This window comes from Curvivirga sp. (assembly GCF_965219885.1).
Taxonomy (GTDB): domain Bacteria; phylum Pseudomonadota; class Alphaproteobacteria; order UBA8366; family Aestuariispiraceae; genus Curvivirga.
The window spans coordinates 435054-456189 of the sequence record NZ_CBDCOT010000009.1; the positions used below are offsets into that span (position 1 = coordinate 435054).

Consider the following 21136-nt stretch of genomic DNA (forward strand, 5'->3'; position numbering starts at 1 on the left):
TTTTTCGGAGAAGGCAAAAATGGCAAAGTCCATTATGAAACATACACCTGCAACTTCTGCAGGACGCAGCAAGCTGCACCGCACCATGTTGATGTCCACAGTTGCTATGGTAGCATCCATGCAAGTTGCAATGGCTCAAGAGGCAAACAAAGAGGTTGTCACTTCTGATGAAGATGTTGTTTTGGAGCCTATTTCCATTGATGGTAAAGAAGACGTTCTCACAGGCGGTGTACAGTTAACCGCAGAGGAAATTGAGCGTTACGATCCACAAACATTGAAAGATGTATTTCGTCAAGAGCCAGGGGTGAAAGTGGGTTCGCCTAATACTGTGTCTCAAAAAATCTATGTAAATGGTGTTGAAGATACTAACTTAGCTGTTGATATTGATGGTGCGCGCCAAGCAAATAAAACATATCACCATGTTGGGACAACAATCGTAGATCCTGGTATGCTGAAATCCGTTAAAGTCGAAACAGGCGTTGCCCCAGCAGATGCAGGTCCTGGTGCAATGGCAGGTTCGATTTCTGTTGAAACTAAAGATGGTCGTGACTTGGTAGAGCCAGGTGAGTTATATGCCGGTTTTGCAAAGGTTACATATAACAGTAACACAAGAGGCTTTTCTGAAGATCTCGCCGTTGGAATGGAAGCTGAAGGCTTTGATATTCTAGGCTATGTCACACATGAAAATGGTGACAACTATCACGATGGTGAAAATGAGGAAGTTAACGGAACATCTCCGGCCGCAGAAAACTACCTTATGAAATTTGGTTATACCGCCAATAATGGTTATCGCATCAAATTTTCAGCCAACCAATTTATTGATAATGAAACTCGTTCTGGACGACCAAACTTCTTGGTAAGCTTTGGTGATCCAGCTCCAACTGAATATCGCCGTCAAAATTTCACCTTGTCATTTGGTGATGAAACACCGACTGCCATGTGGGACCCGCAAGTCACCTTAGCTTATACAGACACAGAATTACGCACAACTGTGCCATTACCTTTTGGTACCAATGCACCTCTGGATATTCATGCTGATGTTCGAACTGTGAATGGTAAGGTCCAAAATACATTCACAACTGAATATGGCAAAATTACCACCGGCTTTGACTATTACAAAGACCATGGTAATGGCGGACGTGCCGGATATCGTGGTACGGAAACAACAGATGATCTAGGCATATATGTTCAAGGTCGTATGAACATTACCGAAGACCTTCGTACCTCTTTGGGCGGACGTTATGATTGGAATGATTTCGAAGGTGCGGATGGCACTAAATTTGACGATAAAGGTTATAGCGCCAACTTAAACCTAGAATATGACCTTACAGATGAAGTGATGTTTTATGGTGGTGGTTCAACCGTCTTCGGCGCAGTCCCGTTATCAGAAGTAGGTTTCAAACAAGCCTCTCTTACTTATGACGACATGAAAACATCCCGTTCTTATAATACAAAAATGGGTATGGTCTATGAAGCAGGCCCAGTCACTTTTGATGGTAATGTATTTAGTACGGCAATTGACGATGCTAATGATATCGATGATTCCAACCGTGGTTCCGTCGATAATGTCACAACAAATGGCTTTAACCTGAACTTGAAATATTCATATGGTGATGGCTTTGTTCGTGGCGGTTATTCAAAAGCCAAAGTTCGTGTCAATTCAGAAGTCCCAACATCTACAAGTAGCCATTATCAAGGTATCTTGATGGGAGATTCCATGAACTTGGAAATCCATCATGATTTACCTGATTGGGGTGTACGCATTGGTACAACGAATGAATATTTCTTTGAAAATGATGATACGGAAGAAGCTCTCGGATATGCTTTAGAGAAATATTTCGTTTCTAATATTTACGCAGAATACAACCCTGAAGAAATTGAGGCCTGGACCTTCAGATTTGATGTTCGCAATTTATTTGATAGCGTTTATGCAGCTCGTACCAATGTCGGCGCTGATAGTACCAATAGTTCAGTTGACCCCTATAATGATCCGGGTCGTACCGTTTTGCTTTCGGCAAAACTTGACTTCTAACTCGTCATTAGAAGCAGTCAAAATCAGTGTATGGAGTGGGTGGTTTCGACCATCCACTTTATGCATTTTCACCACCCAAGAACCTTAGTCAGGTCAAATCATGTTAAAAAATCTCTCTATTACCTTCTGCTTGATTACTTTTGCACTTTTGTTCCCTGCACGTGCAGAAATTCATCTAACAGATATTGCAGGTCGTACAGTCGAACTAAATGCGCCAGCGCAGCATATCGTTTTAGGCGAAGGACGCTTCTTACCGACGATCGCTATTTTGGATGGCAAAAACGTCTTTAATCGCGTTGTCGGTATGATGGGAGATTTTAAGAAATATGATCCAGCTTCTTGGGCACAATATTCGAAGAAGTTCCCCCAACTGGAAGAAATTCCACTTATTGGTAGTACAGGGTCTATTTCTTTTAGTGCGGAAAAAGCTTTTTCAGTAAAACCAGACTTAGCTATTTTTGGATTGTCCAGCGGACATGGCCCTAGTGATAAAAACCAAACAGTTATGGATCAATTTGCTGCTGCAGGTATTCCCGTAATTATCATTGATTTTCGACTTGATCCTGTCGTCAATACGCCACGATCCATTGAAATTCTCGGCCAAGTTTTGGGTAAAGAAAAAGAAGCAGATGAATTCCTGAATTTTTACAATGGCAAAATGGCTTCTATTGAAGAAAAACTGAAAAATGTGAAAACCAAACCGTCTGTATTTATGGAAACTCATGTTGGTTTACGCCCAGAATGCTGTTCTGCATTTGGCAATGGCATGATGGGACATTTTATCGAATTAACAGGCGGTGTGAATGCCTATGGTGATGTCATACCAGGTGCGGCAGGCATGGTGAATATAGAACATTTAATTAGCAATCAACCAGATATCTATATCGGTACAGCCATTGGGTCCGCGATGAGTATGGAACAATCTCCCAACTTTATCGCATTGGGCGTAGGCACAGACGAAAATTTAGCCCGCAAATCATTGATTAACTCAACCCATCGAACAGGGGTTGCGCAGTTATCAGCCATAAAAGACAAACGTGGCTATGCGATTTGGCATCATTTTTATAACACACCGATGCATGTAGCCGCGGTAGAAGCAATGGCCAAATGGTTACATCCAGAAATCTTCGCTGATCTGGAACCAGAAAAAACACTGAAAACGTATTTTGATAAATTCCAGCCGGTTGATCTAGATGGTGTCTATTGGGTAGGCATGACTGAGTAGACATTATGAATTTTGATAACGCGGATACACAAAGTCTTTCCACACTTTATAGAAGTTTTATCTGGAAGCGAATCCTGCTTCTAGGTAGCTTCCTATTTGTTCTCATGCTTGCGCTTATTGTGAATATTATGGCTGGCCCCGCTGGTTTAAGTTTAAGTGAAATCTGGTCAGGCTTAACGGCTACAAATACCACAGAAAATTATTATGCCTTAATTATGTGGGAAATACGTCTCCCCTATGTCGTCATGGCAATGCTTGTCGGTGCTTGCCTCGGTTTGGCGGGCGCTGAAATGCAAACGGTCTTAAACAACCCGCTAGCAAGTCCGTCTACTTTAGGTGTGATGTATGGCGCAACCCTTGGTGCATCACTCGCCATCGTTTATAAAATTGGCGTCGGATATATACCGGAAAATTACATATTGCCAATCTGTGCTTTTCTGGGAGCAATGATAACAGTTCTCTTAATTCAGTTCCTATCAGCAAAATTTGGTGCCACCATCGATACCGTGATCCTATTCGGTATCGCAATGGTTTTCGCCCTGCAGGCTTTAATCGCTTTGGTACAATTTGTGGCCGACAGTGATAATTTACAACAAATCGTCTTTTGGACCATGGGAAGTTTAGCCCGGGCAAATTGGGAAAAAAACGCTATCGTCTTAGTGGTTTTATTAGGATGCATCCCTTTTACAATCAGACATCTATGGCAGATGACAGCCTTACGCGCAGGCGAAGAATATGCGAAAAGTTATGGATTGTCTGTCGAACGATTACGTTTGATGGTGCTATTTCGTGTCAGTATTGTGACCGCAGCTGCAGTATCCTTTACAGGTATTATTGGTTTCGTTGGTCTGGTTGCTCCTCATATTTCCCGCATGGCATTCGGTGAAGATCATCGTTTTTACATTCCTGGGTCAATTATTGCAGGTGCTTTTATTCTAGTAGGAGCATCCATTTTAAGTAAGACGCTCATCCCAGGTATTTTGATTCCTGATGGTATCGTCACAGCACTCATCGGTATCCCTTTATTTTTATTCCTTCTAATTCGCCAGAAGGGAGCAAATTGATGACTAATTTCAGCATTGAAAATTATAATTTTTCCTATGGTTCCAACCAGATCCTGAGCGAGGTGAATTTCAACGAAATACCAAAAGGCAAGCTTGTCGGATTACTTGGGGCAAATGGTGTCGGGAAATCAAGTTTCCTAAGAAGCATTGCAGGCCTTGAAACTTATACAGGCTCGGTCAAATTAGATGGTAAAGAGCTACAAGATCAAAGCATGTATAAACGCATGCAACTGGTTGGCTATATGCCTCAAACTTTACCGCAGGCCACCTCCCTTACTGCCTATGAATCTGTTTTTAGTGCCTGTCGTGCAGTACGTCCCGATCTCACCCGTCAGGCAGTTGAAAATAGAATTGAAGATGTTTTCGCAACTCTTGGTATTCGTCAATTAGCCTTTAAAACTCTAGCGCGTATGTCAGGGGGGCAACGACAAATGGTCGGGTTGGCGCAAGTCATCGTCAAAAAGCCAGACCTTCTACTTTTAGACGAACCGACAAGCGCATTGGATTTACGTTGGCAGATAAGTGTTTTTAATGTGGTAAAACAGATGCTGTTAAACTCGCAATCAATATGCATTACAGCGTTACATGATATCAATCTTGCCATGCGTCATTGCGATTATATCGCCTTGTTTGCCAAGGGTAAGCTATTATCCTTTGGCACGCCTACAGACGCGATTAACTCAACCAATTTAGATCTGGCTTATGGCGTCGCTGCTTCGGTAGAAACCAGTCAAGCTGGCTATCCATTTGCCGTTATAAACGGCGTAACCAATGAACAAAGAAATCAAACCTAAGGAGACGAAGTTGAAATATTCTTCTGTTGTAGAAATTAATACAGATCACGCAGGTAAATACATCCAGCAGCTCTGCAAACATTTTGCTCATAAAGTAGATGTAAAATATGACGATCAAAAAGGTCATGTCGACTTTCCAATGGGTGTCAGCAATATGACAGCCTCCCCCAACACACTTCAAATCACGTCAGAAACTGATGAATCTGAAGATGCACGCCGTACCATTGAGGTCATTATCGAAAAACATCTAGTTAAATTTGCTTGGCGGGAAGAAATCTCATTTGATTGGAATATCAAATAAAAATTTGAAAAAACAAATCCATTCTTCGTTATAGAGTATAGATAGCGCAAAGAATTATTTGCAAATAATTCTTAGTATCACTATGTTGCGTTAGTTTTACGTAATGAGCATTCTTGTTTTCAAATCTTGCTATTAATTATGAATAGCAAGAATGAGGTATTTTAAAATGGTTGCAGAGTTAATTGATTTAATAAATGCGGGTGGCTTTGTTGTATATATCCTAGTTGCCTTATCGATTGTTGTGTTAACTATTACCTTTGCTAAGATTTTGCAGTTTCTACAGGCAGGTGTTTTCAGCAAAGGACGCGCAAAACGTGCCGCTTTACAATTCCGTAGAGGAAAAGCGGAGGAAGCGTTGAGAATTGCGATTTCATCTAATGATCTGCGTTCAAAAATTGTACAAAAGTCTATTCGTGGTAATTTGGATACTGAAGGTAACAAAGAAGCCGCACGAGAAGAAGTTACCCGTTTTGCAGCTGAAAAGGTAAACTCACTTTCCAGTCATTTACGTGTCTTTGAATTAATCGGGGCTATGGCACCATTGCTTGGTTTGTTTGGTACCGTTCTAGGTATGATTGAGGCTTTCCAACAGCTAGAACAAGCAGGTAATCAAGTTGATCCATCTATTCTTTCTGGTGGTATATGGCTTGCCTTATTAACAACAGCAGTTGGCTTAGCAGTGGCAATGCCTACGGTTACAATTCATAACTTTTTAGACCGTCGTATCGAACGTTTGACTCATGATTTGGATGATTTAATCGCTCAGATTTTCGTTAAAGATTTCGATCGCATATAACTGGATATAGGCATTTGTTATGTCGTCCATCGCACAACAATATAAACGCAGAAAATTAATGATCAGTCTGACGCCACTTATCGATGTGGTGTTCATCCTGCTGATTTTCTTTATGTTAGCATCAAGCTTTGCAAAGAATCGCTCCTTAGAGCTCAATATTCCTGCAAATGGCACTGCAAATGCTAAAAGCGACATCATTCAAGATGATAAAACGCGCCTAAGGATTCTTGGCGAGGGTAAGATCGAAATTAACAAGATTACGTATTCATTTAACGAAATTTCATCCATCCTCCAAGAAAACAAAAACAACCGTCTGCTGATTGAAGTTGGCGAAGAAGCGATTGCGCAAGATATGGTACAAGTTATGGATTTGGTTTCTAAACTTGCGTTAGAAAAAGTTTCTCTCCTTCCTTATAAAAAGAAGGAAAACGCAGAATGAAATCGATCGCTCAACGCACAGCAAAAAAAGCCCATTTCACCGAAGAAAATGTGTTACCAATGATCAATGTGGTTTTTTTGTTACTGATCTTCTTCATGATTGCAGGTCATATTTCGGCTTCTGATCCTGTGGATCTGGATGCACTTTATTCAGAAAGTGAGACAAAGACCGACGATAATGAAGTCACGATCTTTGTAGATCAATCTGGACAAGTTTACTTTCTTGACAATGCCTATTTGGGCGAAACATTTAAATCACCAATTGCACATCATGTGAATGCAAATCCAAATGCCATTCTGCGCCTCAAAATAGATTCAAATTTAAACGGCCAAGAAATGCTAAAACTATTAAGTATTTTTCGTGAGCTAGGTTTAACAGAAGTCACTTTGGTAACTCAACTTCCTGAAGCAGGGAGTTAATCCAATGGCAAAACTCAACTGGATATTAAGTTTTCTATTAGCAATCTCCTTCCATATCGGCTTAGGACTTTATTACATATATAATCCAACGGTATCACAAGGTGCACGTGAGTTAGGTACTGATGGTTTTGAGGTTTCAATTTCAATGACCGCTGCACTGGCAGGCGAAGAGCCAACGCCCCAACCAGTGGCCGAAGAAGTCGAAGAAACTGTAGAAGAAATCCAAGAGGTAGAAGAACCTGTCGAGGAAATACCTGAAGAACCGACCCCTAATCCAGTTGAAGAAGTTGTTGAGGAAGAAGTACTTGAAGAACCGATTGAAGAATTAGTTGAAGAAATCATTGAGGAAGTCGTCGAAGAAGAAATCATCGAAGAAATTCCTGAACCAGTCATAGAAGAACCTTTGGAAGAAACAGTTGAAGAAGATTCTGTTATTTTTCCACGACCACAACTGAAGCCGATAAATGAGCCAAAATTGGATGTCGAAAAACCAATTGCTCAACCAATCAAAGTTGCTGCAGTAAAAGAGCCAATTCCTGACCCAAAACCAGTACAGCAAGAAACACTGCAAAAACAGATTCAAAAACTGAAAACGGAAGAGCAACCCCAACCCGAAAGGGAAGCTGTAGATGCCCCTAAACCTACTATTGACAGCCAAGGTACCGCTGTAAGTAATGCCGAAATCGCGGCAAGATCTGAAACAGAAAATCGATCAGGCGGTGGCGCATTTGTTGGACAAGTCTCTCCAGAATATAAGGCGGAGCTTCGTTATTGGTTGCAACGGCATAAAGGATATCCAAAATTCTCTCGTCGTCGTAAGCAGGAAGGTACCGTTCTATTAAAATTTACAATGACGCGCGAAGGTCAAGTTCTTGAATATCAAATTCAAAAAGGATCTGGTTATAAAAGACTTGATGAAGAAACGATTAAGATGCTTGAACGTGCACAACCCTTACCAAAATTCCCGGATGAGATTATCGAAGATGTCAGAAGTTTCACAATCCCTATTGATTTTTCCATCTCTCAATAATTGAATTTTATAAAATCTCTCAATTTGACAGCGCCAGAAAAATTCATATTAATGCGACTGATAATCATTATTAATAAAGATTTATAAATCAATGGACGCTTTCTACGGCAAAAACTTGTTCTTGGAACTTTTCACCCAGCATCAGCAGGATTTAATTCGCTATGCGACTTCAATTGTGGGTGAACGTCCTTTGGCTGAAGACGTTGTGCAAGATGCCTATATACGGCTTAGTAAATCCAAAGAAGATTGGTATCTCAATCGCCCGACAGAAGAACCTATCGGCTATATCTACAAAACCATACGCAATATGTCGATTGATGTATATCGAAAACGCAGCAAAGAAGATGTCGGTAACGCTGAAGAAGAATTACAACAATCGCAGAAACCATTTTTACAATCCGGCATCACACCGGAAAGTGAAGTGATGGCCAGACAAGACTTACAAATTTTACAAGATGCTTTGGATGAACTGCCTGAACGTACTAGAAAAGCTTTCGAATTATGTCGTTTTGGTGGGATGAAGCTAACAGATATTGCCGCTGAATTAGATGTCTCAGTAGGCACTGCACATAATCTAGTCAAAACAGCATTAGAGCATTGTAAATCAAGATTAAAAAATAATGTGAAAAAACTGAAAAATTAACCACTCAGATCGTTAATTACTTAGAGACTATGTGAAATAGGTCAGGATAACACGTGTGAATGAAATGAATGTAACTGCAAGTGATTGGCTCATCAATCTGGAACAATTTCCAGATGACTTACAGCTACGGCAAAAATTTGATAACTGGCTTTCCCAAAGTGATGAAAATCGTCGTGATTGGGAAGAGACAATCGAAACTTGGCGCTTGCTTGGTATGACAATTCCGGCTCATCCGGAATTACTAGCAAAGACAAAAGATCCCACTTCGGGGGAAGGTGATAAAGGTCAAGGAGTATCCAATACACATTCAGGTACCCGCGTATCCAGCATGAATGTACCTGCAAATGATAACTCGCGATCTTGGGGAAGAATCGCTATTGCGTCATGTGCAGTCTTATTCCTTGCCTTTATCACCAATATTTTTGACGGGATGAATTATATTCGCGCTGACTATTCTACACGTGCAGGCGAAATACGTGAAGTCACCCTTTCGGACGGCTCAATTGTCACTTTAGCTCCTGAAACCGCAATTATTGCAGATATAAAGCCTAATCAACGTACAATTGAGTTATTATCCGGCACGGCATATTTTAACGTTCAACCCGATAAATCTCGCCCCTTTCAAGTACAATCACGTGATGTTGAAACAACAGTCTTAGGAACAGCTTTTGATGTAGATATGTCACAACCTAAAACGCAGATCGCTGTGTCACACGGATTAGTTAATGTTACAAAGAATGCCAACAAATCCTTCAAACTAAGCCGCGGCGACGTCTTAACTTTTGACTCAGCTGGGCAAGCTTTGCGTCAAAAAATGGATATTGAAAACATTTCAGCCTGGCGCCATGGACAACTCTACGCAAAAAACAAAGCTGCAATTGAGGTTATCTCGGATTTAGATCGCTATTTTAATGGGTGGGTTCTTATTCAATCAGAAAAACTGAAAAACAAAAAACTCACTGGTGTTTACAACCTTTCTAAACCCATTGAAGCCCTATCCATAATTGCAGAAACATACAAAGTTAAAACCTATGAGATATCTCCATGGCTTATTGTCATTACCGACTGACAAAAAAAATTGAAAAATTTTGAAAAAATAAAAACATGCTTCGTTAATCCAATATGTAATGCAATTAATTATTAATAGCATTTGATTTTGACTAATTGGACTTGCGAGTAAAAAAATATGAAATCCGCACAATTCCCCATTAATAGCCGTGGTCTTCGTATGGCTATGGTAATGACAACTGCCTTAGTTTCGACCCCGACTTTAATTCAATCTGCATATGCCGAAAGCACAGAGGTTATTGTTCAAACCGCCCAAGCTATTGAACAAATTCGTTTCAGTATCGACGAACAATCTCTCGCAGATGCATTGGTAAAATTTGGACAACAGTCTGGTGTACAGGTATCCGTTGATAGTGACCGCGTGACAGGCCTTCGTACAAAAGGTGTCATCGGTGTAATGTCTAAGGAAAGTGCGCTTATTGAACTTCTCTCAGGTACGGGTTTAAATTATCGAACAACCTCGAACGGCAATATCATAATTGATGAAACACTCAACTCTGATGACGCCAGTGTCACCATTACAACGCCTGTTATGGTTCAAGCGGAAAGTGATGATACTTTAATTCAGGACGGATATGTGGCCTTGGTTAGTACGATCGGTACTAAAAAAGATACACCTCTTGTCGAAGTCCCTCAAAACATCTCGGTTGTAACAGAAGGTCAGATGGATGAGCGTGCACCCCGTACGATCAATGAAGCTATGGCCTATGTACCTGGCGTGAACAACAGTTCCTATGGTTTTGATACACGATATGATGCTTTTTTCATTCGTGGTTTTGATGGGGCCTATAACGCTGTATTCCGTGATGGACTACGCCAATATGGTGGATCCTCTGCCCTTTATAAATCTGAACCTTACGGTTTGGAGGGTATTGAAATTCTTAAAGGTCCTTCCTCTGCACTTTATGGTGCCAGTTCCTCTGGTGGTCTTGCCAATCAGGTAACAAAACGTCCAACCGAAGATCCATTGCGAGAGGTTGAGTTTCTCGTAGGTAGTCACAACCGGGCCCAAGCGAGTTTCGATGTCTCTGACAGTCTAACTGAAGAAGGTGAAGTGAAATTCCGTGTCACTGGATTAACTCGTGATGCAGACACAGAGCTTACAGATTACGCAGATGATCGTGATTATATTGCGCCAACCATCAGCTTCGAAATCACAGATGATACTAAAATTACGTTACTATCAGAATATATGAAATCCCTAACCGGAGGTACAGCCGCTTATTACAACGAAAATGGGCGAATTACAGATCTCTATGGTGGTGAAGATGGTTACAATGACTTTAATCAGCGCCAATATCGCCTCGGATATGAATTAGAACATCGTTTCAACGATATGTTTACCCTGCGTCAGAATGTTCGATATACGGATATCGATATCGATCTGGAATATGCATATTGGTATGATAATTCCGGTACTTTGGCGCGTGCGGCAGGCCGTGCCCTTGAAACCCAGCATGCTTTAGTTGCCGATACTCACTTAGTTTCCAAAGTTGCAACTGGTAATATTCGCCATACCGTCACAAGCGGATTAGATTATGGAAAATCCCGCTATGCTCAAGATCTTGTGCGCTTCGCAGCCATACCAACATTCGGCTCCACCGTCGACATGACGAACGCAACCAAAGAACGTCAAAAACAAGAGCAAGTTGGCGTTTATGTGCATGACCAGATGGAATTAAACGATTGGCGCTTCACATTGGGCGGCCGTTATGATCGATTGGATTCTACCACTCATAATTCAACTGCCGAGACAAAGCAGGACGATTCAGAGTTCTCTCATCAACTTGGTCTCTCTTATGTCTTTGAAAGCGGCTTTGTTCCATTTGCAAACTATTCCACATCTTTCACACCCAATACAGGCACGCTAATCGATGGCTCTGCCGCTAGTCCTACAACCGGCGAGCAAATTGAAGTTGGTTTGAAATATGAATTCCCTGATCGTAATGCGATGATAACAACTTCATTATTCCATATCGATCAAGAAGACGGCGTTGTCTTTGATTCTGCATCAGGTATCAACCGACAAGTCCAACAAGACATGCGTTCTCAAGGCTTTGAAATTGAAGCTGTTGCAAGCTTGGTTGAAGGTTGGAGCGTAAATGCATCTTATGCATATACAGACACTGAAATCCAAAATGGGGCACAAGGTACTTCAGGCAAGCAGGTTTCCGGTGTACCTGAACATACATTCTCTCTCTACAATGACTACACTTTCCAAAAAACTGCGCTTCGGGGTTTCGGTGCAGGTGCCGGCATTCGTTTCTTTGGTGAAAGTTTCGGAAATGACACCAACACCTTTGAAAATAGCTCTCGTTACTTTGTTGATGCCGCAGTTCATTACGATCTAGGTGAAGCAAACAAAGAAATGGAAGGTATGAAGGTCCAACTAAACGTTACTAACTTGTTCGATCAAACTCGTGAAATCTGTAAAGCAGGCTACTGCTATCGTGATGAAGGTATGAATGTGATGGCAAGTATGCGTTATCGCTTCTAGGGACATTATGACTGAACTTAAAAACAATATGGGTGAGAAATCCCTATTTGCCAGCCGCGAAATTTCTTTCGCGGCTGGTACTCGTGAAATCCTAAAACCTTTAGATCTTAGATTAGATACCGGTCTAATTTATGGCCTGATTGGACATAATGGATCAGGGAAATCAACGTTATTAAAGATCCTAGCAAAACAACTGAATGCCACCGCTGGAGATATCTTATTAAAAGGTCGATCTCTAGCTAGCTGGTCCGTAAAAGAATTCTCGCGTCATGTCGCCTATCTTCCACAAGATATTCCGCCAATCGCGAATTTAACCGTCAGAGAACTTGTATCTCATGGCCGTTATCCATGGCATGGCGCTTTTCTTGGGTTAAGTGATGAGGACAATTCATATGTAAATGATGCCTTAACATTAACCAATCTCAATCATATGCAAGATCGCATGGTAAACAATCTATCAGGTGGCGAAAGACAGCGCGTATGGTTAGCCATGCTCATTGCACAAAACACCTCTTGCCTGCTCCTTGATGAACCTATTTCTGCGTTAGATGTCTCACATCAAATGGATGTCATGGAGCTAATCAAAGATCTAAGTCAGAAAAAAAACTTATCGGTCATTATGGTTTTGCATGACGTCAATATAGCTGCCCGGTTCTGTGATCGTATCCTTGCGCTGCGAGAAGGCGCATTAATCGCAGATCGCAAATCAGAAGATTTAATGAATCCTGAATTGTTAAAAGAAATCTTCAACATGGATATGCAGGTTATCGATCATCCTTCCGGAAAAGGGAGAGTCGCCCTTGTCGATTAATTTCTTTGAAACCCGACGTGATCTTTTGAAAAAGATGATCTGTGTTTCGTCCGCATCACTTTTACCTACCCTATTAAGTAACCAAGTATCACACGCAGCAGAAACCTCTCCAAGGATTATCTCTCTCGATTATGGTGTTTCAACGACACTGATTGCCCTTGGTAGTTACCCTGTCGGTATTGCTTCTGCGGATCATTGGGATCGTTGGGTCAAAGAACCTGTCTTGCCAGATACAATTGCTGATATTGGTCATGATCTAGTGGTAAACAAAGAAGTTATCGCTGCTCTGAAGCCTGATCTGATATTTTTAACTCCCTATACAATGGCACATCAGGCAACACTTGAAAAATTGGCCGATACAGAAATTATTTCTGTGTATCAAGAAGGTACACAGCCGATGGATCGATCTTTCATTGAAACCCAGCGCATTGCTGAAGTCATCGGTGTACCGGAAAAAGGTGCCGCCTATATCGAAAAGGTAAAAACCAAATTAGATTTGGCGAAACAACTTGTTTCTAAACTTTCCCTTCCACCAATCACCATGGTTAATTTCATGGATGCCCGCCATGTAAGAGTATTTGGTGCCAACAGTCTTTATCAAAATGTTATGGATTACATCGGCCTAGAAAATGGTTGGAAAGGCGAAACCAATTATTGGGGCTTTAGAACAATTGGTTTAGAGGATCTCGCCATTAGTTCACAGGGCGATATGGATCTCATTGTATTCGAGCCTGTCGTTGAAGATATCCGACCGACGCTTGCGAATAGCCCATTATGGAAAGATCTACCCGTTGTGAAGCAAAACCGTATGACCATTCTTCCTGCAGTTTTGATGTTTGGCATGCTTCCATCTGTTGAACGCTTTATTGATATCGTCCTTGGCCATTTAGAGGCAAAATACAAATGACATCTCTTGCCCAAAATTCCTTTTCAAAAAACTTGAACCCTCTTATTGCATTAGCACTCTTTGGAGCGTCTGCAGGCTTAACCTATTTACTTATGGGATATGATTTAGCTCGTCTTGATTTATCCCTTCAGAATTACGATACCCGCCAAATGGTGTTGATTTATTCAAGCCTCCCCAGACTTGTAACAGCACTTGTATGCGGTGCAGCCTTGGCTGTTGCAGGTGCAATATTACAACAGGTTTTACGCAATCCACTCGCATCACCTACCACAATGGGTGTTTCAGCTGGTGCTCATCTTGCCTTGGTGCTTGCAACCTTATTTGCACCATCTCTATTAGAGTATGGTCGTCAACCTATTGCGCTTGTCGGTGGATTACTATCTGCCTGTATAGTATTTGGCTTTGTCATGCGGCGCGGTTTCTCGCCTGTTTCTATGGTGCTCGCGGGATTAATGACAAGCCTCTATTGCGGTGCTTTGGCAACATTACTTATTCTTTTAAACGATAGATATCTTATTAGTCTTTTCATTTGGGGGGCTGGTTCCCTCTCTCAACAAGACTGGTCCTTGGTCTCTAATCTCTTACCTCAAGTCGCTATTTTAAGTGTTATTTTAATCTTTCTGGCCCGACCAATGAGCCTTTTGGTGATGGGGGATTCAAGTGCTAAATCACTCGGCCTTAATCCAAATGCTTTGCGTATCCTTTGTGTCGTTGTGGCCATTGCTTTATCCGCAGTGGTGACCAGTAATGTAGGTGTCATCGGGTTCATTGGCCTTATCGCCCCGACAATAGCAAGACTATCAGGTGCCAGACGCACCGTAAGTCATCTAATCTGGTCCGCGATCTTTGGTGCATTGATTTTATGGTTTACAGACAGTGTTATCCAATATCTTGCGGGTAGTTTAAAAGAGTTTGTACCAACAGGTGCCGTTACAGCCTTATTTGGCTCTCCACTTCTGCTCTTACTTATTCCGCGTTTAAAAATGGTGGTAGAAAATGTTCAAGATCGTAACTTCAGCTCATATCAACGCCAATTGTCTACGATCTATCTTGTAACCCTATTTTCTATTCTTGGTGCCATTCTATTCATTGCGCTCACAATCGGAAGAACACCATCAGCGGATTGGAACTTTATCTGGTTCAACGACTGGGCCTTTATTCAAGAATGGCGTTTGCCACGTGTTTTATCTGCCTTTGGTGCAGGCGTTATGCTGGCACTTGCGGGCAGTTTACTACAACGTTTAAGTAACAATGAAATGGCCAGTCCGGAAGTTTTGGGCATTAATGCAGGTGCTATGATCGGCATTTGCATCGGCCTCTTTGTATTTGCGTCGAGCAGCTATCTCTCCTTTATGGTCAGTGCAAGTTGTGGTGCATTTATCTTTATGCTTCTCCTTTTCGGTTTGGGAAAGAAAAACGGATTCCAGCCGGAACGCATGGTGCTCGTCGGGATTTCTTTAGGGGCGATGCTAGATGCGTTTGTCGGTGCACTTGCTGCCACAGGGGATATTCGATCCATCCAGCTTTTACAATGGATGGCTGGATCTACTTACGGCGCAAGCATGACTTCAGCCCTCACCTGTATAACTGTTGCACTTATACTCGCAGCGCCGGTCTTTATGGCTGGTCGCGCCATGAATTTGATGCAATTAGGGGCTGCTATCGCAGGCTCTCTTGGTCTCAAAGTCAAACAGTTAAGATTGATCATGTTTGGTTTAGCATCCCTACTGACAGCAGGTGCAACAATCATCGTTGGGCCATTTAGTTTTATTGGATTAATGGCACCTCATATCGCTTCTGGATTAGGTTTTAAAAAAGCTGTCCCACAATTTTTTGTGGCTTGCATTGGTGGTGGTACCTTAATGGTATTTGCGGACTGGATTGGACGTGTTGCCAATCACCCGTACGAAATGCCCGCAGGCATCTTATCCGCACTTGTTGGGACACCTTTATTACTCATCTTGATGTCACGGCGTGGCACCGAAGAAGGTTTTCTTCAATCAAGCCGCTCTTTCTTTGGATTCAAATCAAAGGCCAAGTCATAATGGACTATACTTCTATCTTATCGCTTCCAATTCCTCATCCAGTAGAAACATTAAAAGCGCAAGTTGACGCTTTAAAAGAACATGACGTGATACCAGCCGACTATAACGAAAATCTTGCACGTTATGACACCGACTATGGTGATTTAGTTATTGAAGTCACTAACGAAGGTTGGTCGATCAAAGTCACCGGAACGAACGAAAACGGCTTAGAAATATTACAAAATTTCATCATTGAGCATATTTTGGAACATTACCCCACTGTACCAGAAGAGATTCTTCAATGGCAGGGATACCAATCCCACGGAGATCATCCCAGCAATTTCCGTTTGGTGGAGATCATTGAGAAAAAATTTGTCGACCCCAATATGATCCGCCTTACCGTAAAAGGACCCCATATGGCTTCCTATGCTGAAAATGGCTTACATTTTCAGTTACTCATTCCTTCAAACGAAAAACTTACAGCAATATGGCCTACAAAAAAAACATCTGGCAAAATTCATTACCCTGTCGCCAATGATGAAAGTGAACAAGGCCTATATCGACGTGTCTATACCATCCGCCATATTCGTGTGGAACAAAATGAGTTTGATTTCGATGTCTTAAGACATGCAGGTGGCATCGCGTCTGACTGGGCTGAAAATGTCTCTATCGGTGATAAGATTGGCATTATGGGTCCTTCCGGCGGTCATTACCCAGAAGCTAATTGGCTTATGCTTGCAGGTGATGAAACAGCCTTGCCTGCGATTGCACGTATCTTGGAGAATTGCCCAAAAGATACCAAAGGAGAAGCTATCATCTCCCTTAAGGATTTAGAAAAATGGGCAATCCAATTGAAAAAGCCAGACGGTATCAACATCAAATGGCTTGATCATTCCAAAGGAAGCATGATCGACACCGTTAAAACCGTGAATGTACCTGAAAATCAATCAGCTTACTTCTGGTTCGGCGGAGAATTTGAAGTCGCAGCCGATCTTCGGAAATATTTCAAACATGATCTAAAACTATCATCCAAACAATATCACAGCTCAGCATATTGGCGTCATTCCTAATATAACGACAATGTGAATGGCTAGATTTTTGAATGTAATTGATCACGGTTGACATCGCGAATGATAATCATTATTAACAACTGCCTATTAATGATATTCAAAGATAATCGCCATGCCATCTACAAATATCGAACATTTATATACAGGCCATAATCTGTGGCTTCGAAACTGGTTTTCTTCCCGGCTTGGATGTAGTTTTCAAGCAGCTGACCTAGCACAAGATACCTTTGTACGCATATTGATGCGTCGGGAGTCCTTAGATCATTCCGTGATACGGCAACCACGTGCATATTTACGTGTTATTGCTAAGGGGCTTCTAGTCGATCATTTCCGACATAAAGAAGTTGAACGCGCATTTCTTGAAGCGCTATCCATATTACCTGAACCGGAAGTTTTATCGCCAGAAGATCAAAAAGTTTTGCTAGAATCCATTCAACTCATTGATGCAGCATTAGATCGTCTACCTGACCCAGTACGCAAAGCGTTTCTGCTCTCTCAACTGGATGGTGCAACCTATAGCGAAATTGCTAATGAAATGGAAATATCCACCCGAACTGTGAAAAGATATATGCAAAAAGGCTTTAGCCAATGTTTGATGGCGGTGGCTTAAAATAATGACAAAACCTTCACGTAAAATCATGGAAGAAGCGGCTGAATGGTTAACAACCATGCAGGAAACGCCTCTAAGTAAGAGCCAAGAGATTGAACTTTTCAATTGGCGTTCCCAAAGCCCTGCTCATGAGCAAGCCTGGCAAACTGCGCAAAATTTTATGGGTATGATGGATGCAATACCATCAAAAGTAGGTCGCAAAATTTGGGGTCGTGATCGTGTGGACCGACGTGCAGCAATCAAAGCATTGGCATCCGTGATGCTATTAGCGCCTGTTGCAAAAATTGCATGGGATAAGTTGCCAGGTATTGTAGCGGATTACAGAACCAAAACAGGCGAAACCAGAAAAATTGAACTCCCTGATGGAAGCGTGATGCATCTAAATACAGCCTCAAGCATCAACGTCAATTTCACTGACAATTTACGGGTTGTTGAACTGGTTGAAGGAGAAATCCTGATTGAGACCACCAAAACACCTAAGATTAACCCTAATGCTCCGTTTATCGTCCAAACGCAAGCCGGGCATATTCGTGCACTTGGAACACGTTTTTCTATTCGTAAAATTGAAGATCAAAAAGTTAAAGTCAATGTTTATGAACATGCAGTCGCTATTAAACCAGCAACCGCCACGACTGAAAGCAAATTGTTAAAGAGTAAAAGCGTCATCTTTACACCTGTTGAGATTTCCCCTGCAACTGATCTTAAGCAATTAGAACCATCTTGGGTTTCCGGACAAATTATTAGTGAGAATATGCCCCTAGGTGAATTGCTGAATGAGATCGCACGTTATCGTACAGGTTTCTTGCGTTGCGACCCTACCGTTGCACATCATCGTATTTCCGGTGTCTTCCAGCTGTCTCAAACCGATGTGGCCTTAAACGTAATTGCCAATACCCTGCCCGTCCGCATCCATAGCATCAGTCCTTATTTTGTACTGGTCACAGAAAAATAAAAAAATTTCAATTTTCCATGTCCCCTTTTTCAATCTCATACGGCTTAGCTAGTAGAAGCAAAAAAACGACTATCCACTACTAGAGGGAAATAGGGATATGAATAAGATGAAATACGGCTTTATTGGTCGTACGAACAAAGCTGCCAGCACTATATTAAGTGCTAGCGTTTTAAGTTTAAGTGTTTTGATGACAGTTGCTCCAGGCAGTATTGCCTCAGCGCAAGAACAATCAACCACACAACAAGCCTACAATATTCCAGCAGGCCCTTTAGGACAGTCTCTCAATAAATTTGCCAGTATTGCGAAGATCACTTTGTCTTTTACCCCTGATCAAGTCTCAAACCAGACAGCACCTGTCTTATCTGGAAATTATGACATTGCCTCAGGCCTACAAGCTCTTCTGATCAATACAAATCTCAGTGCTGTTTATCAAAATGGCGCTTATCAGCTAGAAACAAAAACTGTTGCAGAAGATGTCTCACTCGCGCCGATCAACGTTTATGGTCGTCAACAAAATGATAGCGTAAAAGAAATCCCACAAAGTGTGTATGTCATTAGTGAAGAATCCATTGAAATGACACAATCCAATACTGTCGGTGAAGTCTTACGCCTCATTCCAAACGCATCGCGTAATGGGTCATCCCAAGATATGTTTGCAGATAATTATCGTATCCGTGGGTATGAAGCTGAACAATCAACAAATGGACTTGGTTTCACACGTACCGACCACCCAACAGATTTAGCAAATGTTGAACGCGTGGAAGTATTAACAGGTCCGGCTTCCGTGTTATACGGGCAAATGGAACCAGGTGGCACGGTCAACGTGGTTACTAAACAACCTCTCCACTATTTCTATTCTGATGCTGAAGTCGAACTAGGAAGTTACGGTAGTTATCGGACAACAGCTGACATTACTGGCCCTATCAGTGAACAAGTGCGTTTCAGATTTAATGCGGCCGTTGAGGAGCAAGGTGCAGATATTGATAATTGGGATTATTCTCACAGATTTTTTGCGCCAAATGTCACTGTCGACCTAACAGATGATACCAATCTTACGGTTGAAGGCAGTTATTCAACAAATGGGTGGACAGCCATTAACGGCGGCACACCATTTGAAGGCGCTGTCTTAGATAATCCAAACGGTGATTATGATAAGTCTTTCAACGTCGCCTCTGCAGATAGTTTCACAGATCGTGATTCATACAGCATGAATACGCGTTTAACACATGCAATCACCGATGGTTTGGATATTCGTTTCAGCCATAGCTATCTAAAAAATGAAGCTGACTGGATGGAATATTTCTCAACAGGTCTAAGTACATCCGACTATAGGACTGTTGGTCGCCGTATATTTGTTGGTGAAGATACCTATAACAAAGATCACGATGTTATTCTCGATTTGACAGGTGAGGCGGTTACAGGTTCTCTAAAACATAAACTTACAACTGGTGTCAGTTATCGTCATTCAGATGTAAATCGCCCGACAAAAGCATATAATGCAAGCTCCATCGACCTTTATAATCCTGAATATACAGAGACGGACTTATCTTCAGCTGTGCTACTTCGCGACCGTGTCACCTTACAGGAAGATAAAATCCTGTCTGCATTTATTCAGGATCGTGTAACATGGAACGATTTTCATTTCCTAGCGGGCGCGCGTTTTATTGACTCTAACCAAACTCAAACAACCATTGATCATCTGGCTTCAACGACGACAACTGATGAAGTGGATCAACGGGATGTAACCACACAGTTTGGTCTGGTTTATGATGTAACCAAAAATGTGTCAGTTTATACAAGCCGCAGTGAATCTTTTGTACCTCAACAAGGCACAACCGCAGGCCAATCACCTTTAGAAGCAGAAGAAGGTACTCAATACGAAATTGGAACCAAGGTAAACTTTGGTGGTATCCAAGCAAGCTTAGCTGGCTTTATTCTTAATAAGGAAAATATCGCCATTGATGATCCTAATGATAGTAACTTCTCTGTTGCAGCAGGTGAATCACGTTCCAAAGGTATCGAATTTGCCCTATCAGGTTACGTGATGGATGATCTATTTATTTCCACCAATTATGGTTACACACGTTCCGAAATCACAAAATCTGATACTGTTTCCCTAGAAGGTAATAGTTTTGCACATGTACCAACACATACAGCATCCATTCAGGGTTTATATGATATTAACTATGTCCCGGGCCTAAGATTGGGAAGCACAGTGACTTATACAGGGACACGTTTTGCTGAGGATGCGAATACAAACAAATTACCAAATCATTATCGCGTGGATGTAGGTAGCTATTACTCCTTAGATGATAATCTACAACTCGATTTCGTAATCGATAATATTTTCGATGAAGCGATCTATGCACCCGCAGCTTATTCCGGCGTGGTGAGAGAAGCAGGTCGTACCTACAAAGTTAAATTAGAATATACTTTCTAAGCAGAGCCCGGAAA

At 41.7% G+C, this 21136-nt stretch carries 19 protein-coding genes; all 19 read left to right on the plus strand.

Going from position 1 to position 21136, the window contains the following annotated elements:
• Positions 1-19: 19 nt before the first annotated feature.
• The 19 genes from ACOQOA_RS07545 to ACOQOA_RS07635 all read left to right on the plus strand — a co-directional run bounded on the left by ACOQOA_RS07545 (position 20) and on the right by ACOQOA_RS07635 (position 21122).
• Positions 20-2032 carry a TonB-dependent receptor plug domain-containing protein gene (locus ACOQOA_RS07545; RefSeq protein WP_420548035.1) on the plus strand — a complete coding sequence of 671 codons (2013 nt, stop codon included), beginning with the start codon at positions 20-22 and terminating at the stop codon, positions 2030-2032.
• 100 nt (positions 2033-2132) lie between these two features.
• Positions 2133-3257 carry an ABC transporter substrate-binding protein gene (locus tag ACOQOA_RS07550; protein WP_420548036.1) on the plus strand — a complete coding sequence of 375 codons (1125 nt, stop codon included), beginning with the start codon at positions 2133-2135 and terminating at the stop codon, positions 3255-3257.
• A 5-nt stretch (positions 3258-3262) separates the two neighbouring features.
• Positions 3263-4321, plus strand: a complete 1059-nt coding sequence (locus ACOQOA_RS07555) for a FecCD family ABC transporter permease (RefSeq protein ID WP_420548037.1) — start codon at positions 3263-3265, stop codon at positions 4319-4321.
• Positions 4321-5115 carry an ABC transporter ATP-binding protein gene (locus ACOQOA_RS07560; protein WP_420548038.1) on the plus strand — a complete coding sequence of 265 codons (795 nt, stop codon included), beginning with the start codon at positions 4321-4323 and terminating at the stop codon, positions 5113-5115. Before ACOQOA_RS07555 ends, ACOQOA_RS07560 begins: the two co-directional genes overlap by 1 nt.
• Before the next feature lie 10 nt (positions 5116-5125).
• Complete coding sequence (locus ACOQOA_RS07565) at positions 5126-5416, plus strand: DUF2218 domain-containing protein (protein ID WP_420548039.1); 291 nt, start codon at positions 5126-5128, stop codon at positions 5414-5416.
• A 166-nt stretch (positions 5417-5582) separates the two neighbouring features.
• Positions 5583-6212, plus strand: coding sequence for a MotA/TolQ/ExbB proton channel family protein (locus ACOQOA_RS07570; protein WP_420548040.1), 630 nt, complete (start codon positions 5583-5585; stop codon positions 6210-6212).
• A gap of 19 nt (positions 6213-6231) precedes the next feature.
• Entirely contained in the window at positions 6232-6651 is a 420-nt protein-coding gene (locus ACOQOA_RS07575; RefSeq protein WP_420548041.1) for an ExbD/TolR family protein, read from the plus strand.
• A complete protein-coding gene (locus tag ACOQOA_RS07580; protein ID WP_420548042.1) occupies positions 6648-7070 on the plus strand; it encodes an ExbD/TolR family protein in 423 nt (140 codons plus the stop codon). Before ACOQOA_RS07575 ends, ACOQOA_RS07580 begins: the two co-directional genes overlap by 4 nt.
• A gap of 4 nt (positions 7071-7074) precedes the next feature.
• On the plus strand, positions 7075-8100 hold the full coding sequence (locus ACOQOA_RS07585) for an energy transducer TonB (protein ID WP_420548043.1): 1026 nt from the start codon (positions 7075-7077) through the stop codon (positions 8098-8100).
• A 91-nt stretch (positions 8101-8191) separates the two neighbouring features.
• Entirely contained in the window at positions 8192-8743 is a 552-nt protein-coding gene (locus tag ACOQOA_RS07590; RefSeq protein ID WP_420548044.1) for an RNA polymerase sigma factor, read from the plus strand.
• A 64-nt stretch (positions 8744-8807) separates the two neighbouring features.
• Positions 8808-9812, plus strand: coding sequence for a FecR family protein (locus ACOQOA_RS07595; protein WP_420550096.1), 1005 nt, complete (start codon positions 8808-8810; stop codon positions 9810-9812).
• Between the two features lie 117 nt (positions 9813-9929).
• Complete coding sequence (locus ACOQOA_RS07600; protein ID WP_420548045.1) at positions 9930-12308, plus strand: TonB-dependent siderophore receptor; 2379 nt, start codon at positions 9930-9932, stop codon at positions 12306-12308.
• A 7-nt stretch (positions 12309-12315) separates the two neighbouring features.
• Entirely contained in the window at positions 12316-13119 is an 804-nt protein-coding gene (locus ACOQOA_RS07605; protein ID WP_420548046.1) for an ABC transporter ATP-binding protein, read from the plus strand.
• Positions 13109-14026, plus strand: a complete 918-nt coding sequence (locus tag ACOQOA_RS07610) for an ABC transporter substrate-binding protein (RefSeq protein WP_420548047.1) — start codon at positions 13109-13111, stop codon at positions 14024-14026. Before ACOQOA_RS07605 ends, ACOQOA_RS07610 begins: the two co-directional genes overlap by 11 nt.
• Positions 14023-16071, plus strand: coding sequence for a Fe(3+)-hydroxamate ABC transporter permease FhuB (gene fhuB, locus ACOQOA_RS07615; RefSeq protein WP_420548048.1), 2049 nt, complete (start codon positions 14023-14025; stop codon positions 16069-16071). Before ACOQOA_RS07610 ends, fhuB begins: the two co-directional genes overlap by 4 nt.
• Entirely contained in the window at positions 16071-17120 is a 1050-nt protein-coding gene (locus ACOQOA_RS07620) for a siderophore-interacting protein (protein ID WP_420548049.1), read from the plus strand. Before fhuB ends, ACOQOA_RS07620 begins: the two co-directional genes overlap by 1 nt.
• Before the next feature lie 112 nt (positions 17121-17232).
• Positions 17233-17730 (plus strand): sigma-70 family RNA polymerase sigma factor, encoded by a 498-nt coding sequence (locus ACOQOA_RS07625; protein ID WP_420548050.1) that lies wholly within the window; start codon positions 17233-17235, stop codon positions 17728-17730.
• A gap of 4 nt (positions 17731-17734) precedes the next feature.
• On the plus strand, positions 17735-18682 hold the full coding sequence (locus ACOQOA_RS07630) for a FecR domain-containing protein (protein WP_420548051.1): 948 nt from the start codon (positions 17735-17737) through the stop codon (positions 18680-18682).
• Between the two features lie 97 nt (positions 18683-18779).
• Entirely contained in the window at positions 18780-21122 is a 2343-nt protein-coding gene (locus tag ACOQOA_RS07635) for a TonB-dependent siderophore receptor (RefSeq protein WP_420548052.1), read from the plus strand.
• Positions 21123-21136 lie beyond the last annotated feature (14 nt).

Excerpts from the sequence above, each read along its gene's own strand:
- ACOQOA_RS07570 (WP_420548040.1), top strand. The coding sequence starts at position 5,583 with ATGGTTGCAGAGTTAATTGATTTAATAAATGCGGGTGGCTTTGTTGTA.
- ACOQOA_RS07580 (WP_420548042.1), top strand. The coding sequence starts at position 6,648 with ATGAAATCGATCGCTCAACGCACAGCAAAAAAAGCCCATTTCACCGAA.
- ACOQOA_RS07575 (WP_420548041.1), top strand. The coding sequence starts at position 6,232 with ATGTCGTCCATCGCACAACAATATAAACGCAGAAAATTAATGATCAGT.
- ACOQOA_RS07595 (WP_420550096.1), top strand. The coding sequence starts at position 8,808 with ATGAATGTAACTGCAAGTGATTGGCTCATCAATCTGGAACAATTTCCA.
- ACOQOA_RS07585 (WP_420548043.1), top strand. The coding sequence starts at position 7,075 with ATGGCAAAACTCAACTGGATATTAAGTTTTCTATTAGCAATCTCCTTC.
- ACOQOA_RS07590 (WP_420548044.1), top strand. The coding sequence starts at position 8,192 with ATGGACGCTTTCTACGGCAAAAACTTGTTCTTGGAACTTTTCACCCAG.
- ACOQOA_RS07600 (WP_420548045.1), top strand. The coding sequence starts at position 9,930 with ATGAAATCCGCACAATTCCCCATTAATAGCCGTGGTCTTCGTATGGCT.
- ACOQOA_RS07625 (WP_420548050.1), top strand. The coding sequence starts at position 17,233 with ATGCCATCTACAAATATCGAACATTTATATACAGGCCATAATCTGTGG.
- ACOQOA_RS07555 (WP_420548037.1), top strand. The coding sequence starts at position 3,263 with ATGAATTTTGATAACGCGGATACACAAAGTCTTTCCACACTTTATAGA.
- ACOQOA_RS07550 (WP_420548036.1), top strand. The coding sequence starts at position 2,133 with ATGTTAAAAAATCTCTCTATTACCTTCTGCTTGATTACTTTTGCACTT.
- ACOQOA_RS07560 (WP_420548038.1), top strand. The coding sequence starts at position 4,321 with ATGACTAATTTCAGCATTGAAAATTATAATTTTTCCTATGGTTCCAAC.
- ACOQOA_RS07635 (WP_420548052.1), top strand. The coding sequence starts at position 18,780 with ATGAATAAGATGAAATACGGCTTTATTGGTCGTACGAACAAAGCTGCC.
- ACOQOA_RS07630 (WP_420548051.1), top strand. The coding sequence starts at position 17,735 with ATGACAAAACCTTCACGTAAAATCATGGAAGAAGCGGCTGAATGGTTA.
- fhuB (WP_420548048.1), top strand. The coding sequence starts at position 14,023 with ATGACATCTCTTGCCCAAAATTCCTTTTCAAAAAACTTGAACCCTCTT.
- ACOQOA_RS07620 (WP_420548049.1), top strand. The coding sequence starts at position 16,071 with ATGGACTATACTTCTATCTTATCGCTTCCAATTCCTCATCCAGTAGAA.
- ACOQOA_RS07605 (WP_420548046.1), top strand. The coding sequence starts at position 12,316 with ATGACTGAACTTAAAAACAATATGGGTGAGAAATCCCTATTTGCCAGC.
- ACOQOA_RS07545 (WP_420548035.1), top strand. The coding sequence starts at position 20 with ATGGCAAAGTCCATTATGAAACATACACCTGCAACTTCTGCAGGACGC.